Source organism: Massilia solisilvae, from assembly GCF_024753215.1.
Lineage (GTDB): Bacteria > Pseudomonadota > Gammaproteobacteria > Burkholderiales > Burkholderiaceae_D > Telluria > Telluria solisilvae.
This window is the reverse complement of record NZ_JANUGV010000004.1, coordinates 1-14,279: the sequence shown is the minus strand read 5'-3', so window position 1 is coordinate 14,279 and position 14,279 is coordinate 1. Positions and strand designations below refer to the sequence as shown.

Below are 14,279 nucleotides of genomic sequence, written 5' to 3'. Positions count from 1 at the left end.
AGGACGTCATGAAAGTCGCACTGATCTCACCCAGCCCGGAGCACCTGCAGCAGCTAGGCAGTGTCCTGCACACTTGCGCCCACCAGAGCGTGCTCGTCGAAGGCGGCAAGAGCAAGATGCGTGAGGTCGTCGAATGCGAACGGCCAGACATCGTGATCGTCGAAGGGATGTGCTGCGACCCTGCCGAGCTGACGCAGGTCGAGTACCTGTCGGCCCACCATCCCAACGTCGCGGTGGTGCTGCTGTGCGCGAGCGCCTCGCCTGAATTCCTGATCAACTCGATGCGCGCCGGCGTGCGCGAGGTGCTGCCCTGCCCGGTCAGCGCGATCGCCCTGCAATCGGCGCTGGAGCGCATCGTCACCAGGATGCGCATCAGCCAGGGCAAGGCCGACGGCCGCGTGTTCGCCTTCATCGGCTGCAAGGGCGGCGCCGGCGCAACCTTCCTGGCGACCAACCTGGCAGCCGAACTGGCCACGCGCCGCTCGGTGCTGCTGATGGACCTGAACCTGCAGTTCGGCGACGCATTGTCGTTCCTGCACGACGGCGCCCCGGCCTCCACGCTGGCCGACGTCGCGCGCGAAATCGGGCGGCTCGATGCCAGCTTTCTGGCGTCCAGCGCGACCAGGCTGGGCCCCCGGCTGAGCATCCTGGCCGCGCCCGAGGACCCGGCGCAGTCGATGGAGATCAAGCCGGACCATATCGAAGCGGTGGTAAGCCTGGCCGCCGCCAATTACGACTTCGTGCTCATGGACGTGGGCCGGACCATCGATGGCACCAGCGTCAAGGCGCTGGACCGCGCGGACAAGATCTTCATCGTCATGCAGCCGTCCGTGCCGGGGGTGCGCAATGCGAAGAAGCTGCTGCTGGCCTTTCGCGCGCTCGGCTACGGCAACGAACGCGTCGAACTGATCGTCAACCGCTTCGAACGTGCCGACATTGGTGTGGCCGATATCGAGCGGGCATTGGGCAAGCTGACGATCCATACGGTACCGAACTCATACCGTCAGGTGACGGCCGCAATCAACCAGGGCGACCCGCTGGCGCTGGCGGCGCGCAGCAATCCGGTCAGCCGCAACCTGGCGGACTTCGCGCGCGGCCTGACCGAAGAACCGCTCGCAAAGAGCCCGGGCCTGTTCGGCCGCCTGCTCGGCCGCGCGGCATAGGGAGACGCCATGTCACTCCGTGAAAAACTGAACAGCGGACCGGGGCTATCCGCGGTCGCAGGCGGCGTTGCGCAGTCCGACAGCTACCTGGCGCTCAAGGCGCGCATCCACATGGGGCTGGTCGAACAGTTCGACCTGGTCGCGCTGGAAGGCGCCGCCCCCGAGTTGCGTCGCGCCGAGATCGCCTCGTCCATCGAACGCATGCTCGAGACCGAAGCGACGCCGGTCAACGACATCGAACGCCGCTGGCTGATTCGCGACATCCAGCACGAAATGCTCGGCTTCGGCCCGCTGGAGCTGCTGATGGCCGACCCGACGGTGTCCGACATCCTGGTCAATGGCTATGACCAGGTGTACGTCGAACGGCGCGGCCGGCTCGAACGTACGGCGGTCTGCTTCAGCGACGAGAAGCACCTGCTGCGCATCATCGACAAGATCGTGTCGCTGGTCGGCCGGCGCATCGATGAATCGAGCCCGATGGTTGATGCCCGCCTGCCCGACGGATCGCGGGTCAACGCCATCATCCCGCCAATCGCGATCGACGGCGCCATGATGTCGATCCGGCGCTTTGCCCATATTCCGCTCAAGATGTCCAACCTGATGAGCGACGAGCTCAAAAGCCTCACGCCCGACATGGCGGCGCTGCTGGAGGCGCTGTGCAAGGCCAAGGTCAACATGATCATCTCGGGCGGCACGGGCGCGGGGAAAACCACCCTGCTCAATATCCTGTCGGGCTATATCCCGGCCGACGAGCGGATCGTCACGATCGAGGACGCGGCCGAACTGCAGCTGCAACAGCCGCACGTGGTGCGCCTGGAGACACGGCCGATGAACATCGAGGGCCGGGGCGAAATCAACCAGCGCGCGCTGGTGCGCAACGCGCTGCGCATGCGCCCCGACCGCATCATCATCGGCGAGGTCCGGGGCATGGAAGCGATCGACATGCTGCAGGCCATGAACACAGGACATGAGGGGTCGCTCACCACGATCCACGCCAACACGCCGCGCGATGCGCTGGCGCGGCTGGAGAACATGATCGGCATGGCGAACCTGAACCTGTCGCTCAAGGCGATGCGCCAGCAGATTGCATCGGCGATCACGGTGGTCATCCAGGCGCTGCGCCTGACCGACGGCAAGCGCAAGATCACCAGCATCCAGGAGATCACCGGCATGGAAGGCGACGTCATCACCATGCAGGAGATCATGGGGTTTCGCCAGACCGGCGTCGGCCCGACAGGCGAAGTCGAGGGCCATTTCCAGGCGACCGGCGTGCGGCCGAAGTTCATCGAACGCCTGCGCACGTTCGGCCTGCAGCTGCCGGAACATACCTTCGATCCGCAGCGCAGGGTCTTCTAGGAGAAAGCCATGGACATCTTTCGTTCAGCTTCGCCCCTGCTGTTTGCCGCATTGCTGCTCGCTGCCCTCCTGCTGCTGTTTGCGGGCGCTTACCTGACGTGGCAGTCCTACCGTGGCGACGCGTCGCGGCGCCTCGATCGGCGGCTCGGGCGCGCGCCAGCGCGTGACGCTGCCACGCTGCTGCGCCGCGGTCCGGAACCGCTGAGGGTGTTCGACCGGCTCATGGCACGCTGGCAAACACGGCCACAGCTCGAATCCTGGCTGCTCCAGAGCGGCGTGCCATGGAGCGCGCCGCGGCTTGCCGTCACCTGTCTCGGCGCCGCCACGGGCGCCGGCCTGCTGGTACAGGCTTTGCTGCGCACGCCCGCGTGGCAGGCGCTCCTGGTTGCGCTGGCGGCGGGCGCTGTCCCAGTCGCCTACGTATCGCGCAAGCGTGCGCTGCGGTTAGCAGTACTGGAACGGCAGCTGCCCGAGGCGCTGGACCTGCTGGTGCGGGCCCTGCGCGCCGGCCACGCCTTTTCGTCGTCGCTGCAAATGGCAGGTTCGGAGATGAGCGACCCGATCGCAAGCGAACTGCGCCTGACCCATGAGGAAGTCAGCTTCGGCATCCCGCTCGACCAGGCGCTGCTCAACCTGGAGCAGCGCGTGCCGCTCATGGACCTGCGCTACTTCGTGGTTGCCGTGCTGGTGCAGCGCGAGGCCGGTGGCAACCTGACCGAGCTGCTGGCAAACCTGAGCCGATTGATACGCGAGCGCCTCAAACTCATCTCCCGCGTGCGGGTGCTGACGGCCGAAGGCCGCCTGTCGGCATGGTTCGTGGCCTTGCTCCCGTTTTTCCTGTTCGCCGTGATCTTCAGCGTCAACCGCAAATTCATGGAACCGCTTTGGCTGGACCCGATGGGCATCACGCTCGTGCGCAATATGCTGGGCATGATGCTGGTCGGCGTGCTCTGGCTCAGGCGCATCACTCACGTCCGCGTATAGGTGGTCATCATGCTGATCTTTGCCATTCTCATCGGCGCCTCCGCCAGCTGCGCAGTGCTGGGCACCTGGCTGCTTCTGCGTCCCTCTCGCATCGAACAGCGCATGCGCTCACTGCAACCACAAGGCGAGCAAAGCGGCTGGGCCGATACCGTCGCCCAGCTGGTAGGTCCGTTTGCGCGCCTGTCGCTGCCCGATGGCGACTGGAACAGCTCTCCGCTCCGCCAGCGCCTTGTGAACGCAGGCATCCGGCGTGCCGACGCGCGGCCCATCTACTATGGCCTGAAAACCGTGCTGCCGCTGGCGTTTGGCCTGCCCGCCTGGTTCGTGCTGCGCCAGACCGGCACCAGCAACCTGAACACCTTGCTGTTCGTGCTGGTCGCCGCACTGGTCGGCTGCTACGCGCCCAACTTCGTCCTCGGCCTGAAGGTGCGCGAGCGGCGGCGCGACATCTTCGAGAGCTTTCCCGATGCGGCTGACCTGATGCTGGTCTGCGTGGAGGCTGGACAGGGACTCGATTCGTCGATGCAGCGCATCGCCGACGAGATGCGGCACCGCAGCCTGGCCATGGCCGAAGAACTGTTCCTGACCAACCTCGAGCTGCGCGCCGGCGTGCCGCGGCAACAGGCGCTGCGTCACCTGGCGGAGCGCACGGGCATCGAAGAGGTGGGCGTGTTTGCGGCCATGCTGACCCAGGCCGACAAGTTCGGCAGCAGCATCGGCGACTCGCTGCGCGTGTTCTCCGACGACCTCCGGCACAAGCGGCTGGTACGCGCCGAAGAGAAGGCGGCAACGGTGTCAACCAGGATGCTGCTGCCGCTGGTGCTGCTGATCTTCCCGTCCGTGATCATGGTGATCCTCGGCCCTGCCGGCATCTCCATCATCCGTTCGGTGCCCACGCTCTTTGGCCAGCCGTAAGGCGTCAATGATGGGCGTGCTCCGCGATTGGCCGGGCGAGCTTGTGGCGCGTGGCATAGACGTACAATTCGAGCCGCGTCTTCACGTCGAGCTTATGGTAGATGGTGGTCAGGTGGTTGCGCAGGGTGTGGTCGGACATGCAAAGCCGCTGCGCGATCGTCTTGTTCAGGCAATCGGAATACGCCACCACGGCATCGATCACCACGCGCTCGCGGCCGGTCAGCGACGCATGGCGCTGGACCAGCGGGTCGCCCTGGTGCGGCGCGGTCAGGCTCGAGAACACGCGCGCCATCATCTCGCGGTCGAGCCACAGTTCGCCCGCATGGGTCTTCTCGATTGCCTTGAGCAGCACCTCGGCCGAAGCTTCCTTGCCAAGCACGCCGCGCGCGCCGGCGCGCACGGCGGCATCGAGCACTCCGTGGCGCCGCTCCCCGGTCAGTACCAGCGCACGCGACACGCCATTGTCCAGCATCGCGGGCAGGAACTCGGCCGCGTCCTGCCCGGCCAGGTCCAGGTCCAGCACGATCACGTCCGGCACCAGGGCTGCTGCCTTGGCCACCGCCTCGTCGGCCGCGCGCGCGGCGCCCACCACGCACATGCGCGGCGTTTCGGCATCGATCAGGCGTTCCAGTCCCCATAGCAGGGTCGAATGGTCGTCCACCAGCATGACCCTGATCGTGCCGGCCCCCTCAGTATTATTCATATTGGTATCTCCACACAAACCGCAGTCGCGCTGCTGGCGCGGTGCACATGCACCTGCCCGCCCAGCACGGCCGCACGTTGCCTGATCGAATGCGGCACGAAGGGACCCACCGCGCCTTCGGCGCACACGTTGTCGATCTCGATGCTCAACTTGCGGTCGGCACGCCGCACCCGCACCACGCCTTCGCGCGCCGCGGTGTGCTTGCCGATGTTGTTCAATCCCTCGCGCACGATCTGGATGACTTCCGCGGCGAGCCGGTCGCCCAGTTCCATCCCCTTCTGCACGTCCACGCGCACAGTCAGCCCGTACCGCTCGCGCATCTGGACCGCCAGTCGCGCGAGCGCGCCGCTGCACAGCGATTCGGCCTGGTCGCCCTGTGCCCGGTTCGCGACACTGCCGGCGAAGTCGCGCAGGTCGGCGATCACGGACTGCACCATGCCCGCCAGCGCGTCCAGTTCCGGCGCGATCGGATTGTCCGGCGGGACCTTGAGCCGCAGCGCCGCCAGTCCCAGCGCAAGTCCAATGTACGGCTGCACCGCGGTGTCGTGCATGTTCAGCGCCAGGCGCTGGCGCTCATTGCTGGCGGCTTCGGAGGCAATCCGGTCCAGCAGTGCCACGTGCTCCGCCACCGGCATCGCCTGGGCCACAGCCTGGGACAGGAACAGCGCGTCGCTGCGCGTGTATGGCTGGCTTGCGCGGCTGACGTACACGCGCCCGGACGCCTCGGCCAGCACCACCGGCGCGCTGATGAAATTGTCGGCCTCCAGCAGGTCGGCCACGCGCTCGCACGGCAGCGACGCGTGCGGCCGCCAGTGGCGCCGCTCGTGCGGATGCGCGGGCAGCAGTCGCGCCAGGCGACGGCGCCGGTACAGGATGGTGCCGTCGTCGGGGACCGCCAGGAATGGTTGGGCGGCATCGGGATCGATCGCCACGGCAGGTACCGCCAGCGGGCCGCCGGCCTGCACCGTGCGCACGGTCCAGCCCTTTCCCGGCGCGCCAAGCACGAGAACGCAGCGGTCGGCCGCGAAAAAGGCCCGGGTCCCTTCCATCATTGCGGTGACCGTGTGGTCGATGCCAAGGCGGGCGTTGGACGGCTGGGCCAGCGCGCGCAGCAGCGCGATCCGGCGCCGCAATTGCAGCCGCTGCTCGCCCAATTGCGCAATCAGGTAGCCGAGTGCGCAAATAAAAACGGTTCGCACAAAAATAAGCGACAGATTATCTTCACTTAAATTATTCAGCGTCGAAATTCCATAACCTGTTGCAGCTACAAGCGCGATTTTGGCGCCCTCGTCAAAACCCTGTCGCAAACCGGCGGATAGAATTGCGAAAAGGAAAAACCGCAGAAAGTCGCCCGGATCGAAAGAGCCGACATTCAAAAATAGAAAACACCACAACAGATCGAACCAATGCAGCGCCCGTTGAAAGGAAAGCCGCATTTCCGCCTCGGCCGCCAGGAATAAGCCAAGCGCCATCGCCATGTAAGCCCCGAGCAGCCAGAGCAGCACGCCGTCTGGCTGCGGCGCGGCTGCCGCAGCCGACAGGAACGCTGCCACGGTCAGCACAAGGCGAATGCGCGCGATGATCTGCTCGTCCGCGGCATCCGACTGTGCAGCGGCGGCAACGCTATCGCGACGTATCCAAAAGGCTGGCATAAAAACCGACGAGATTATTTCGGAACAGAAATGCGGCTTCGAATTGACGAGGCCGTCGAGAAAATTATATGCCGCGCTTGTAATTATCGGTAGCGAAATTCGATTCGATGAGTTGGCTTTTTGCTGATGGGATTGAAAGCTGATTTTGGGAAAATTTATTCATCGAAACAAAGTTATTGCGAATAAGAAAAAGACTGCACAAATTGTTCAGTTGACGCACACACAACGCGCGCGGCAACAGACCGCCAATCGGCACACAGATTAGCTTGCGCTAATGATGTTTCTCGCCCAGCCGGAGTTTGGATATTGTTCAGTCCCTCACAAACTCAAGGAACTGCCACATGAAGAAGCTAGTAGTGATGTTGTTGATCGGGTCGTCCATCGCTCCTGCCCTGGCGGGCGAGCCCTACGTCGGAGCCAGCGTCGGCCGGGCCCAACAAAAAATGAATGCGGAAACGATTGATCTTTCGATGAGTTCGACGAGCGCGAAGCTCTTCGCGGGCTACGAATTCGCCAACGGTTTTGGCATGGAAGCCGGCTACACCTACTTTGGCAAGGCCTCGATTTCCGGTGGCGATACCACGGTCTCGGTGGAACCGAAAACCTTCTACGCCGCGGTGACCGGGCGCATGGCCATTTCGAAGGATTTTTCCGGTTACGCGAAGCTGGGCATCGCCCGCCCCGGCACCACCGGCCGGGCCACGCAAGGCACCAAGGTCGAAGTGTTCGATACCCGTCGCGTGACCCCGATGCTTGGATTTGGCGTCAGCTATTCCCTGGACGAGAAAATCGCCGTGTTCGCCGAGTATGAATACTACGGCAAAGCCATCAACGCCGATGAAGGTACGCTGAAACTCGACAATCTCTCCGTCGGCCTGCGCTACAAGTTCTGAGGAACTGCCAGTGCAGATGCACGAGTATCTTGTCCAGGTTCGGCTCAAGCGCGGGATGATCTTGTCGGATGTCCTGCGCGTACACACCGAACGATTCGGCCACGCCGAGGCCTGGCTGAACCTGCCGGTGCTGTCCCGCATCGAAGCGGGAAAAGTGGCAAATCCGCAGTTCAGGACGGTCGTTGGAGTGGCGCATGCGTACGGGGTCTCGCTGGAGGACCTCGCACGCTTTTACCTGCCGCGCAAGTGATGCTGGCTACTCCGAAATGGCCACGGCGGTTGAAAATCCAGTCCATTTCCCGTGGCTACCAGAGACAATCATCAGCTGATTGCCAGGGCCTGCGGTGCTCGCAATCATCTGACCGCTCCGGTCCCAAAAAGCGCTGCGCCCGGCCGAAGTCCACCCGCCGGTCGGTCCACCATGATTTGCCATCAGCACGGCCATTTCGTGGGTCTTGCTGTACCCCTGCAAGGTGGCGCTGTCGGCGGGATAGCCCCGTTCGCTGATCAGGACACTGGACAAGTACACCTGCGCGCCCGCACGGGCGGCCGCCGCCGCATGCGAGGGCTGGCTGAAATCGGCACATACCGACAACGCCAGCCGCGTGTCGCAAAGTTCGAGCAGATCACCACCGTTCCCCGGCGCGAAATGCAGCTCTTCACCTGAATGGAGATGAACTTTTGTGTACACGGATAAGGCCCCATCCGCATGCAGCACAAAGGCTGCGATCAACGGCTTGTCATGGGAACCCGATCGTAGAGGCAGACCGATCACGGTTGTCATCCTCGCCTCGCGCGCGTAGCTGCGCAGTGGCGCAATCAAAGGCGTATCCAGGTCTTGTTCAAGTTCGCTGGGTTGCGGTGGAACGTAGCCCGTCAGCGACAGCTCTGGAAAAACGAGCAATTGGACGTCATGGCTGCGCGCGGCTTCCATGAAGCAGAGGTGTCGCTGAACATTGCACGCGATGTCGCCATCCCGTACGGCACACTGGGCCGCAGCAAGCACCGGCAGTTTGGTTGAATATTCCGGGTTCACGCTAAGGCTTTCACTAAGTAAGTTCCTTTCGCCACAACAGAGCGGCAAGATAGGCCGCGGCGACCAGATCGAATCCAAGACAAAACGTCGGCCAGAAATCCGGCACGCCTGGATTGACGATCAGTTCGCCGTGGACGAGATCGAAAACGGCGTGCGCCGCCAGTCCCAAGGGCACCAGCCACAAGCTGCGCTTGTACCCTGCCATCGCAATAGCGGCAAACACGACCGCGGCCATGGCTTCGCTCTGCAGGGATCCCGGCTGCTTGCCCATCGCTGCAAACAGCAGGTAATAGGTCGCAATCACGATCAGCACCACAGGAAAGAAGCTGCGCTCCCGGTCAAAGCCAACCAGCCGCGCACTCCCCACCGCCATCAAGCCCAAGATAACACCGACCAGTATTTCCATGCCCCTTCCTCAGTTCGTTGCTCGAACGGGCAATTCTATGGCGATCGTCACTGGGAGAAATCCATGTTTAGCGGCCGCTAATTTTTTGTCTGATTAGCCCATGCTAATGTTCATCGGCGGGCAGCCAATGCCGAACTATGATGTGCACCGTTATCTCCTGCAGATGACTCTCCCGCACAGCTTTGCCCCACGGCCGCCGTGGGGCTTCTTTTCACGCGACTTATCCATTTTCCTTGTTTGCTCCCGCAAGAGCGCCGATACAGTGGAACGACACCAGGTCTTCGATGTACTCGTCCGTCACCCCATCGTGGGTCACGCTCACCCGCCATGTCACCGCGCCCAGGAGCGAATCGAGCCGCATGCGGAACGGAACCTGCGCATTCCATTCCCCCCGTGCCACGGCACGCGCGAAGATGCCCTCGAGCGCCGGAATGCGGCGCTGCCAGAATTGCTTCATTACCGGATAAAACGCGCCTTCGGGCTGGACAGATGCAGCCAGCTGCAGCAGGCTGCGGCCAAGCGGGGAGCACATCAGATCGCGCGAGTTGATCATCAGCTGGCAAAGGTCCGCATGCAGGCTTCCCAGATCCGGGATCGGCGCCATGTGCGCTGCGTCCAGCACATCGATGATCAGCGCATCGCGCGTTCCCCAGCGCCGGTAAATCGACGTTTCGTGCACCGCCGCAGCCTTCGCCACGTTGGCGATGCTGAAGCCGTCGTAGCCTTTGTTCGCAAGCTCTTCAAGTGCTGCCGCGATCACCGTCTCGCGCACCCGCGCACTCCTGCCGCCGGTCCGCTTTTGTTTTGTGCTCGGTTCCATTCGTTCATCCGTCGATTTCACGCGTCCGGGCATCTTAACGCAATTCGGGCTGCGCTTGCTGATGTACACAGCCATCACCATTCTGTTTTTTGTTTGTCTTCATTTTGAGAGGAAGCATGATCGAAATCCGCCCCGCGACCGAACAGGACGTTGAGGTCTTCTACAGCCTGATGCTCGAAGAAGCCGAGCACCACAACGCTTTGCAGCACGTTCATACCACCCCTTCCGAGCTCAGGCGCGCTGGTTTCGGCAAGGCCCCGCAATTTGGCGTCCTGCTCGCTCTATTCGATGGCGAGCCTGCCGGTTACGTCTCCTACACCGTGAATTACTCCATTTGGCTGGGCGCGCACTTCATGATGATCGATGACGTTTTTGTCACCGCCAGATATCGCGGCAGGAAGATTGGGGAAGCATTGATGGCGCGTGCAAGGGAGGTCGCGCTCGCCGCCGGCCATACGCGGATACGCTGGGGCGTGGAGAGCGACAACGAAGGGGCGATCCGTTTCTATCAGCGCCTTGGCGCAAGCCTGCATACCAAGGGACTGTGTACCTGGGATGTCGGGGATGCCGGCTCCGAGCCTTAACGCAAGCATGGTTGCATTAGTATTTTTCCGTGTTATACTGCGACTAACGCAACCATTCTTGCTTTAACTCAGCGCAATGAATCTCGCCATTAACATCATCGGTAGTCATTCGACCTTCGAGAAGGTGAAGGCAGCATTTGGCGAGGGGCCGCGTCGGCTGCATCGTGGCACGGAACTGCTGGGGCGCGCCGGGATCGTGCCTTCCGTGACATATATCGAGGCTGTTGCCAGCGAAAAGGATCTCGCGATCGCGCCAGACGGGCTGACGATCATCGTGGTCGACGGCGGCGACAGCGCCCTGCTCGCCCGCCTGTCGCACCTGCGCAAGAAAGCCGGCCTCACCGTGCCGGTTATTGGGATCGCGTCCAGCGAAGCAAATCTGCAATCGATGGCACAGCATAGTCGGGGCGTGGCGGACTGGCTGTTCCCCGATTTCAGCCCGGCGGAATTGGCGTTCCGGCTATTGGCGCTGGCAACCGGCTGCCAACGCAGTGTGCACCGGCTCCCTTGTGGCGAGATCACCCTGGAGCGCGAGCGCCGGGCCATTTCGCTGAACGGCCGTTCGGTGCGGCTCAGTCCAACCGAAGTGGCGCTCGCTGAATTCTTCCTGACCAGGTCAAGCCGGGTAATCTCATTGGCCGAGCTGGTGGCGTTCTTTAACGAGTCCGGCAAATCCAGCGCGATGAATAATATTCGCGTGGCGATCTACCAGCTCAGGCTCAAGCTCGAGGAGCTGAGCAATTTCCGGCTGACGCTCGTCACGCTGTACCGGCAAGGGTATTCGCTGCGACAAGCGCGCCCGGCCCCGGCTTCCCTCGCCGCCTGACCGGGCGCTGGCCGCTTAATCGGCCTTGATGCCCTCGACCTGGATATGCAGCTGGGTGAGGGTCTTGAAGCCGTAGCTGGCGCCATAGCTCACGCCGAAATCAGCACGGTCGAACTGCGCGCTGGCTTCGGCGCCGCACACCTCGCGCTTGATCATCGGGTTGACGAAGCACTTGAACGATTCGAGCTTCAGGGTCAGGGGTTTGGTGACGCCGTGGAAGGTGAATTCACCGCTGACGGCAACCGGGGTGTCGCCTTCAAAACGGATATCGCTGCCCTTGAAGTGGGCGGTCGGGAATTTGGCGACATCGAAAAATTCGGCGGTTTTCAGGTGCTTGTCCAGCGGGACGTTGCCCGTATCAACCGAGCCCACGTCGATCGTCACATCCACAGTGCCGGTCTTGGCGGCGCGGTCCAGCGTGACGGTGCCGCTGCTCTTGGTGAACTTGCCGCGCCAGGTCGAGATTCCGCCAAAGTGGTCGGCCGCAAAGCTCGGATAGGTATGGGTCGGGTCCAGATTGTAGGTGGTCGCGGCGGCCATGGCCGAACCAGCGAAAGTGACCGAGAGAGCGGCGAACAGGGCGGCGACGAGAGAATGCTTCTTCAAAATATACTCCTGAGGTGAAATCAGCCTTATTGGCCGGTATAAACAATGTGGAATTTCAGCTGGACGTCGTTGGCGACGATGGCGGTATCGCCCCAGTCGCCCTGCCCGACGCCATAGTCAAGGCGCCTGATCGGCAGCACGCCGTCAAACACCTGGGCCGCGCCGTCCTTGCGGTACTGCATGGGGACGACCACGCTCTTTGCTTTGCCGCGGATCGTCAGCGTTCCCGTGACGTCGTAACGGCCATTGGCGCCCGGCTTGATGGAGCTGGAAACAAAGCTCGCGCGCGGGAAGCTCTTTGCGTCGAACCAGTCCTTGCCGGTCACTTCGTGGTTGTACTCTGCGTTGCCAAGATCGAAGCTGGCGACATCGACATCGATCTGCGCCTTCGACTTGGCCAGGTTGGCCGGATCGAACTGGAGCTTGGCCGTGACTGTCTTGAATTTGCCATCGACCGGGACGTTCATCTGCTTGAAGGTCGCAGTCAGGCTGCTCTTCTGGGCATCGACAGCTGCCTAGGCGACCGTGCCGAGCGCGCTGGCGCCGAGCGACACGCCGGCAAGCAGCGCAAGCATGCGGACTTTGGATTGGTGGAACATGATGGGCCTCCTGAAAATTTGTATCGTTACCGGCCGAACGGCAGCATCCGCTGCAGCAGGCGTTGGCGATCGAATAGTTGGTGTTTGACGACTGCCAGCAGGTGCCCCGCCACCGCGCCCAGCAAGCCATAGTTCAGCCAGATGTGGATTGTCTTGAGCAACTTAGCGAGTGCGGGATCGGCATCGATGATGGTAGGCAGCGGGACGACGCCGAGATAAACGACCGGCACCCCGGCTGCCGACGTGTAGAAATAGCCGCTGACGGGTATCGCCAGCATCAGCACGTAGAGCAGCGCATGGCCGGCATGGGCCGCCAGCTTTTCCCAACCATGCATTCCGTCGGGTAAATCGGGCGGTTGGTGCGTTACCCGCCACAGCAGGCGCGCCAGTGCCAGGACGAGTACCGTCACGCCAATCCATTTGTGCCACGAGAAGTAGCGCAGCTTGGTTGGCGTAATGCCGTGGATTTCGGTCATGATCCAGCCAAGCGCAAAGCCCCACACCATCAGCGCGGCGACGGCCCAGTGCAGTGCCATTGCGGTGTTCGTGTATTTGGCGGTGGTATGGGTCGGGATGGAATGCTTCATTGCTTTCGGTGCATAAACATGATGTTCATCATGATATGGCGCAGCTCCCATGCAAACAATCGCTTAAAATGGATCGTTAATATCCAAATTTTAGATACCATGGCCGACCGAACGCCCTCTCTTGACCAGTTGCGGGTCTTTCTCGCTGTCGTTGAACACGGCAGCTTTTCCAAGGCTGCGGACGCGCTCGACCGGGCCCAATCAGTGATCAGCTACACCATCGGCAACCTCGAAGCGCAGTTCGGCTTTGCGCTGTTCGAGCGTGGGCGCAGGCGCCCGGTGCTGACGGAAGCCGGCCGCGCCGTGCTCGCCGATGCGCGCCGCGTGGACCTGCTGGTCAGCGAACTGGCGGCACGCGCGGAGGGCCTGGCCAAGGGGCTGGAAGGCGAGGTCTCGCTGGCGGTCGATGTGATGTATCCGTCGGCTGCGCTGGTGCCGGTATTGCAGGCATTTGCCGAAGAATTTCCGACGACCGCGCTCAAGCTCAAGATGGAGGCGCTGGGAGGGGTGTTGAGTCTGGTGCTCGACGGCGAATCCGGCTTCGGCATCGCCGGTCCGCAGGGTAGCTGGCCGGACCAGATCGATGCCGGCCCGGCCGGCGCGATTCATCTGGAAGTGGTGGCGGCGCCCTCTCATCCCCTCGCCCAGTTCCAGGAACAGATTCCTGTCACGGCCCTGCGCGAACACACCCAACTGGTGCTGTCGGACCGCAGCCGGATGACCGAGGGACGCGACTTCAACGTCTATTCGACGCGCACCTGGCGCTTGGGCGACCTCGATGCAAAGCACCGGCTGCTGGTCGCGGGGCTCGGGTGGGGCTCGATGCCGGCGCACATTATCGAACCGGATTTGGCGAACGGGACGCTGGTGCGGCTGGCGCTGGCCGATCGTCAGCGGCTGGTCTATCCGTTCTCCCTGATCCGACGTCTGGATTTTGCGACCGGCCCCGCGACCGAATGGCTAATTGGCCGATTTCGCGAAGCGTCGCGCCTGATGGTGCAGCTGCCGGCGCAAGCGCCGGGCATTTGAGTAAAGCAGGGTGTGCAGACGCTCCGGTGTCTCGTCCTTAAATAGGTTGACGCGCGACGGCCTTTTTCGTTGCGCGTGGATCAAGCTCTATTGACGCCCGGTGTGCCTCATTGGGCGTTT

The 14,279-nt window shown here is 62.8% G+C and carries 16 protein-coding genes and 1 pseudogene; 9 read left to right on the top strand and 8 right to left on the bottom strand.

Annotated elements, in window-relative coordinates; translation table 11 throughout:
• Nucleotides 1-8: 8 nt before the first annotated feature.
• From NX773_RS15090 to NX773_RS15075, 4 genes are read left to right on the top strand one after another with little or no spacing between them, the layout of a single operon-like run.
• The gene (locus tag NX773_RS15090; RefSeq protein ID WP_258857148.1) at nucleotides 9-1,163 is read left to right on the top strand and encodes a CpaE/TadZ family protein; all 1,155 of its coding nucleotides are present in this window, start codon (nucleotides 9-11) and stop codon (nucleotides 1,161-1,163) included.
• Nucleotides 1,164-1,172: 9 nt separating this feature from the next.
• Entirely contained in the window at nucleotides 1,173-2,519 is a 1,347-nt protein-coding gene (locus tag NX773_RS15085; protein WP_258857147.1) for a TadA family conjugal transfer-associated ATPase, read from the top strand.
• 9 nt (nucleotides 2,520-2,528) lie between these two features.
• Nucleotides 2,529-3,503: a type II secretion system F family protein gene (locus tag NX773_RS15080; RefSeq protein WP_258857146.1), complete on the top strand. Its 975-nt coding sequence runs from the start codon at nucleotides 2,529-2,531 to the stop codon at nucleotides 3,501-3,503.
• Nucleotides 3,504-3,512: 9 nt separating this feature from the next.
• Nucleotides 3,513-4,418 carry a type II secretion system F family protein gene (locus NX773_RS15075; RefSeq protein ID WP_258857145.1) on the top strand — a complete coding sequence of 302 codons (906 nt, stop codon included), beginning with the start codon at nucleotides 3,513-3,515 and terminating at the stop codon, nucleotides 4,416-4,418.
• Between the two features lie 4 nt (nucleotides 4,419-4,422).
• Here NX773_RS15075 and NX773_RS15070 read toward each other — a convergent pair whose 3' ends face one another.
• On the bottom strand, nucleotides 4,423-5,121 hold the full coding sequence (locus NX773_RS15070) for a response regulator (RefSeq protein WP_258857144.1): 699 nt from the start codon (nucleotides 5,119-5,121) through the stop codon (nucleotides 4,423-4,425).
• Entirely contained in the window at nucleotides 5,118-6,773 is a 1,656-nt protein-coding gene (locus tag NX773_RS15065) for a sensor histidine kinase (protein WP_258857143.1), read from the bottom strand. The genes NX773_RS15070 and NX773_RS15065 overlap by 4 nt, the downstream gene beginning before the upstream one ends.
• Before the next feature lie 341 nt (nucleotides 6,774-7,114).
• On the opposite strand from NX773_RS15065, the gene NX773_RS15060 reads away from it, so the two are divergent.
• On the top strand, nucleotides 7,115-7,666 hold the full coding sequence (locus NX773_RS15060) for an outer membrane beta-barrel protein (RefSeq protein WP_258857142.1): 552 nt from the start codon (nucleotides 7,115-7,117) through the stop codon (nucleotides 7,664-7,666).
• A 10-nt stretch (nucleotides 7,667-7,676) separates the two neighbouring features.
• A complete protein-coding gene (locus NX773_RS15055; protein WP_258857141.1) occupies nucleotides 7,677-7,916 on the top strand; it encodes a helix-turn-helix domain-containing protein in 240 nt (79 codons plus the stop codon).
• A gap of 6 nt (nucleotides 7,917-7,922) precedes the next feature.
• Here the strand turns inward: NX773_RS15055 and NX773_RS15050 are convergent, their stop codons facing one another.
• From NX773_RS15050 to NX773_RS15040, 3 genes are all read right to left on the bottom strand, one after another.
• The gene (locus tag NX773_RS15050) at nucleotides 7,923-8,702 is read right to left on the bottom strand and encodes a carbon-nitrogen hydrolase family protein (RefSeq protein ID WP_258857140.1); all 780 of its coding nucleotides are present in this window, start codon (nucleotides 8,700-8,702) and stop codon (nucleotides 7,923-7,925) included.
• 13 nt (nucleotides 8,703-8,715) lie between these two features.
• A complete protein-coding gene (locus tag NX773_RS15045; protein ID WP_258857139.1) occupies nucleotides 8,716-9,108 on the bottom strand; it encodes a DUF6010 family protein in 393 nt (130 codons plus the stop codon).
• 220 nt (nucleotides 9,109-9,328) lie between these two features.
• On the bottom strand, nucleotides 9,329-9,928 hold the full coding sequence (locus NX773_RS15040; protein ID WP_258857138.1) for a TetR/AcrR family transcriptional regulator: 600 nt from the start codon (nucleotides 9,926-9,928) through the stop codon (nucleotides 9,329-9,331).
• Nucleotides 9,929-10,044: 116 nt separating this feature from the next.
• On the opposite strand from NX773_RS15040, the gene NX773_RS15035 reads away from it, so the two are divergent.
• Together NX773_RS15035 and NX773_RS15030 are read left to right on the top strand one after the other, a co-directional pair.
• On the top strand, nucleotides 10,045-10,512 hold the full coding sequence (locus NX773_RS15035) for a GNAT family N-acetyltransferase (protein ID WP_258857137.1): 468 nt from the start codon (nucleotides 10,045-10,047) through the stop codon (nucleotides 10,510-10,512).
• Between the two features lie 76 nt (nucleotides 10,513-10,588).
• Entirely contained in the window at nucleotides 10,589-11,338 is a 750-nt protein-coding gene (locus NX773_RS15030) for a winged helix-turn-helix domain-containing protein (RefSeq protein WP_258857136.1), read from the top strand.
• Nucleotides 11,339-11,353: 15 nt separating this feature from the next.
• Here NX773_RS15030 and NX773_RS15025 read toward each other — a convergent pair whose 3' ends face one another.
• The 3 genes and pseudogenes from NX773_RS15025 to NX773_RS15015 form a co-directional block, all read right to left on the bottom strand.
• Entirely contained in the window at nucleotides 11,354-11,944 is a 591-nt protein-coding gene (locus tag NX773_RS15025) for a YceI family protein (RefSeq protein ID WP_258857135.1), read from the bottom strand.
• Between the two features lie 26 nt (nucleotides 11,945-11,970).
• A pseudogene (locus NX773_RS15020) lies at nucleotides 11,971-12,441 on the bottom strand (YceI family protein); the annotation flags it as partial.
• A 128-nt stretch (nucleotides 12,442-12,569) separates the two neighbouring features.
• Nucleotides 12,570-13,130 carry a cytochrome b gene (locus NX773_RS15015; RefSeq protein ID WP_258857134.1) on the bottom strand — a complete coding sequence of 187 codons (561 nt, stop codon included), beginning with the start codon at nucleotides 13,128-13,130 and terminating at the stop codon, nucleotides 12,570-12,572.
• 99 nt (nucleotides 13,131-13,229) lie between these two features.
• Between NX773_RS15015 and NX773_RS15010 the strand changes: the two genes are divergently transcribed.
• Nucleotides 13,230-14,159, top strand: coding sequence for a LysR family transcriptional regulator (locus NX773_RS15010; RefSeq protein WP_258857444.1), 930 nt, complete (start codon nucleotides 13,230-13,232; stop codon nucleotides 14,157-14,159).
• The last annotated feature ends 120 nt before the right edge of the window (nucleotides 14,160-14,279 follow it).

What these genes read in the sequence shown, in the direction of transcription:
- NX773_RS15090 (WP_258857148.1), top strand. Translation starts at nt 9, where the DNA reads ATGAAAGTCGCACTGATCTCACCCAGCCCGGAGCACCTGCAGCAGCTA.
- NX773_RS15085 (WP_258857147.1), top strand. Translation starts at nt 1,173, where the DNA reads ATGTCACTCCGTGAAAAACTGAACAGCGGACCGGGGCTATCCGCGGTC.
- NX773_RS15080 (WP_258857146.1), top strand. Translation starts at nt 2,529, where the DNA reads ATGGACATCTTTCGTTCAGCTTCGCCCCTGCTGTTTGCCGCATTGCTG.
- NX773_RS15075 (WP_258857145.1), top strand. Translation starts at nt 3,513, where the DNA reads ATGCTGATCTTTGCCATTCTCATCGGCGCCTCCGCCAGCTGCGCAGTG.
- NX773_RS15070 (WP_258857144.1), bottom strand. Translation starts at nt 5,121, where the DNA reads ATGAATAATACTGAGGGGGCCGGCACGATCAGGGTCATGCTGGTGGAC.
- NX773_RS15065 (WP_258857143.1), bottom strand. Translation starts at nt 6,773, where the DNA reads ATGCCAGCCTTTTGGATACGTCGCGATAGCGTTGCCGCCGCTGCACAG.
- NX773_RS15060 (WP_258857142.1), top strand. Translation starts at nt 7,115, where the DNA reads ATGAAGAAGCTAGTAGTGATGTTGTTGATCGGGTCGTCCATCGCTCCT.
- NX773_RS15045 (WP_258857139.1), bottom strand. Translation starts at nt 9,108, where the DNA reads ATGGAAATACTGGTCGGTGTTATCTTGGGCTTGATGGCGGTGGGGAGT.
- NX773_RS15040 (WP_258857138.1), bottom strand. Translation starts at nt 9,928, where the DNA reads ATGGAACCGAGCACAAAACAAAAGCGGACCGGCGGCAGGAGTGCGCGG.
- NX773_RS15035 (WP_258857137.1), top strand. Translation starts at nt 10,045, where the DNA reads ATGATCGAAATCCGCCCCGCGACCGAACAGGACGTTGAGGTCTTCTAC.
- NX773_RS15030 (WP_258857136.1), top strand. Translation starts at nt 10,589, where the DNA reads ATGAATCTCGCCATTAACATCATCGGTAGTCATTCGACCTTCGAGAAG.
- NX773_RS15015 (WP_258857134.1), bottom strand. Translation starts at nt 13,130, where the DNA reads ATGAAGCATTCCATCCCGACCCATACCACCGCCAAATACACGAACACC.
- NX773_RS15010 (WP_258857444.1), top strand. Translation starts at nt 13,230, where the DNA reads ATGGCCGACCGAACGCCCTCTCTTGACCAGTTGCGGGTCTTTCTCGCT.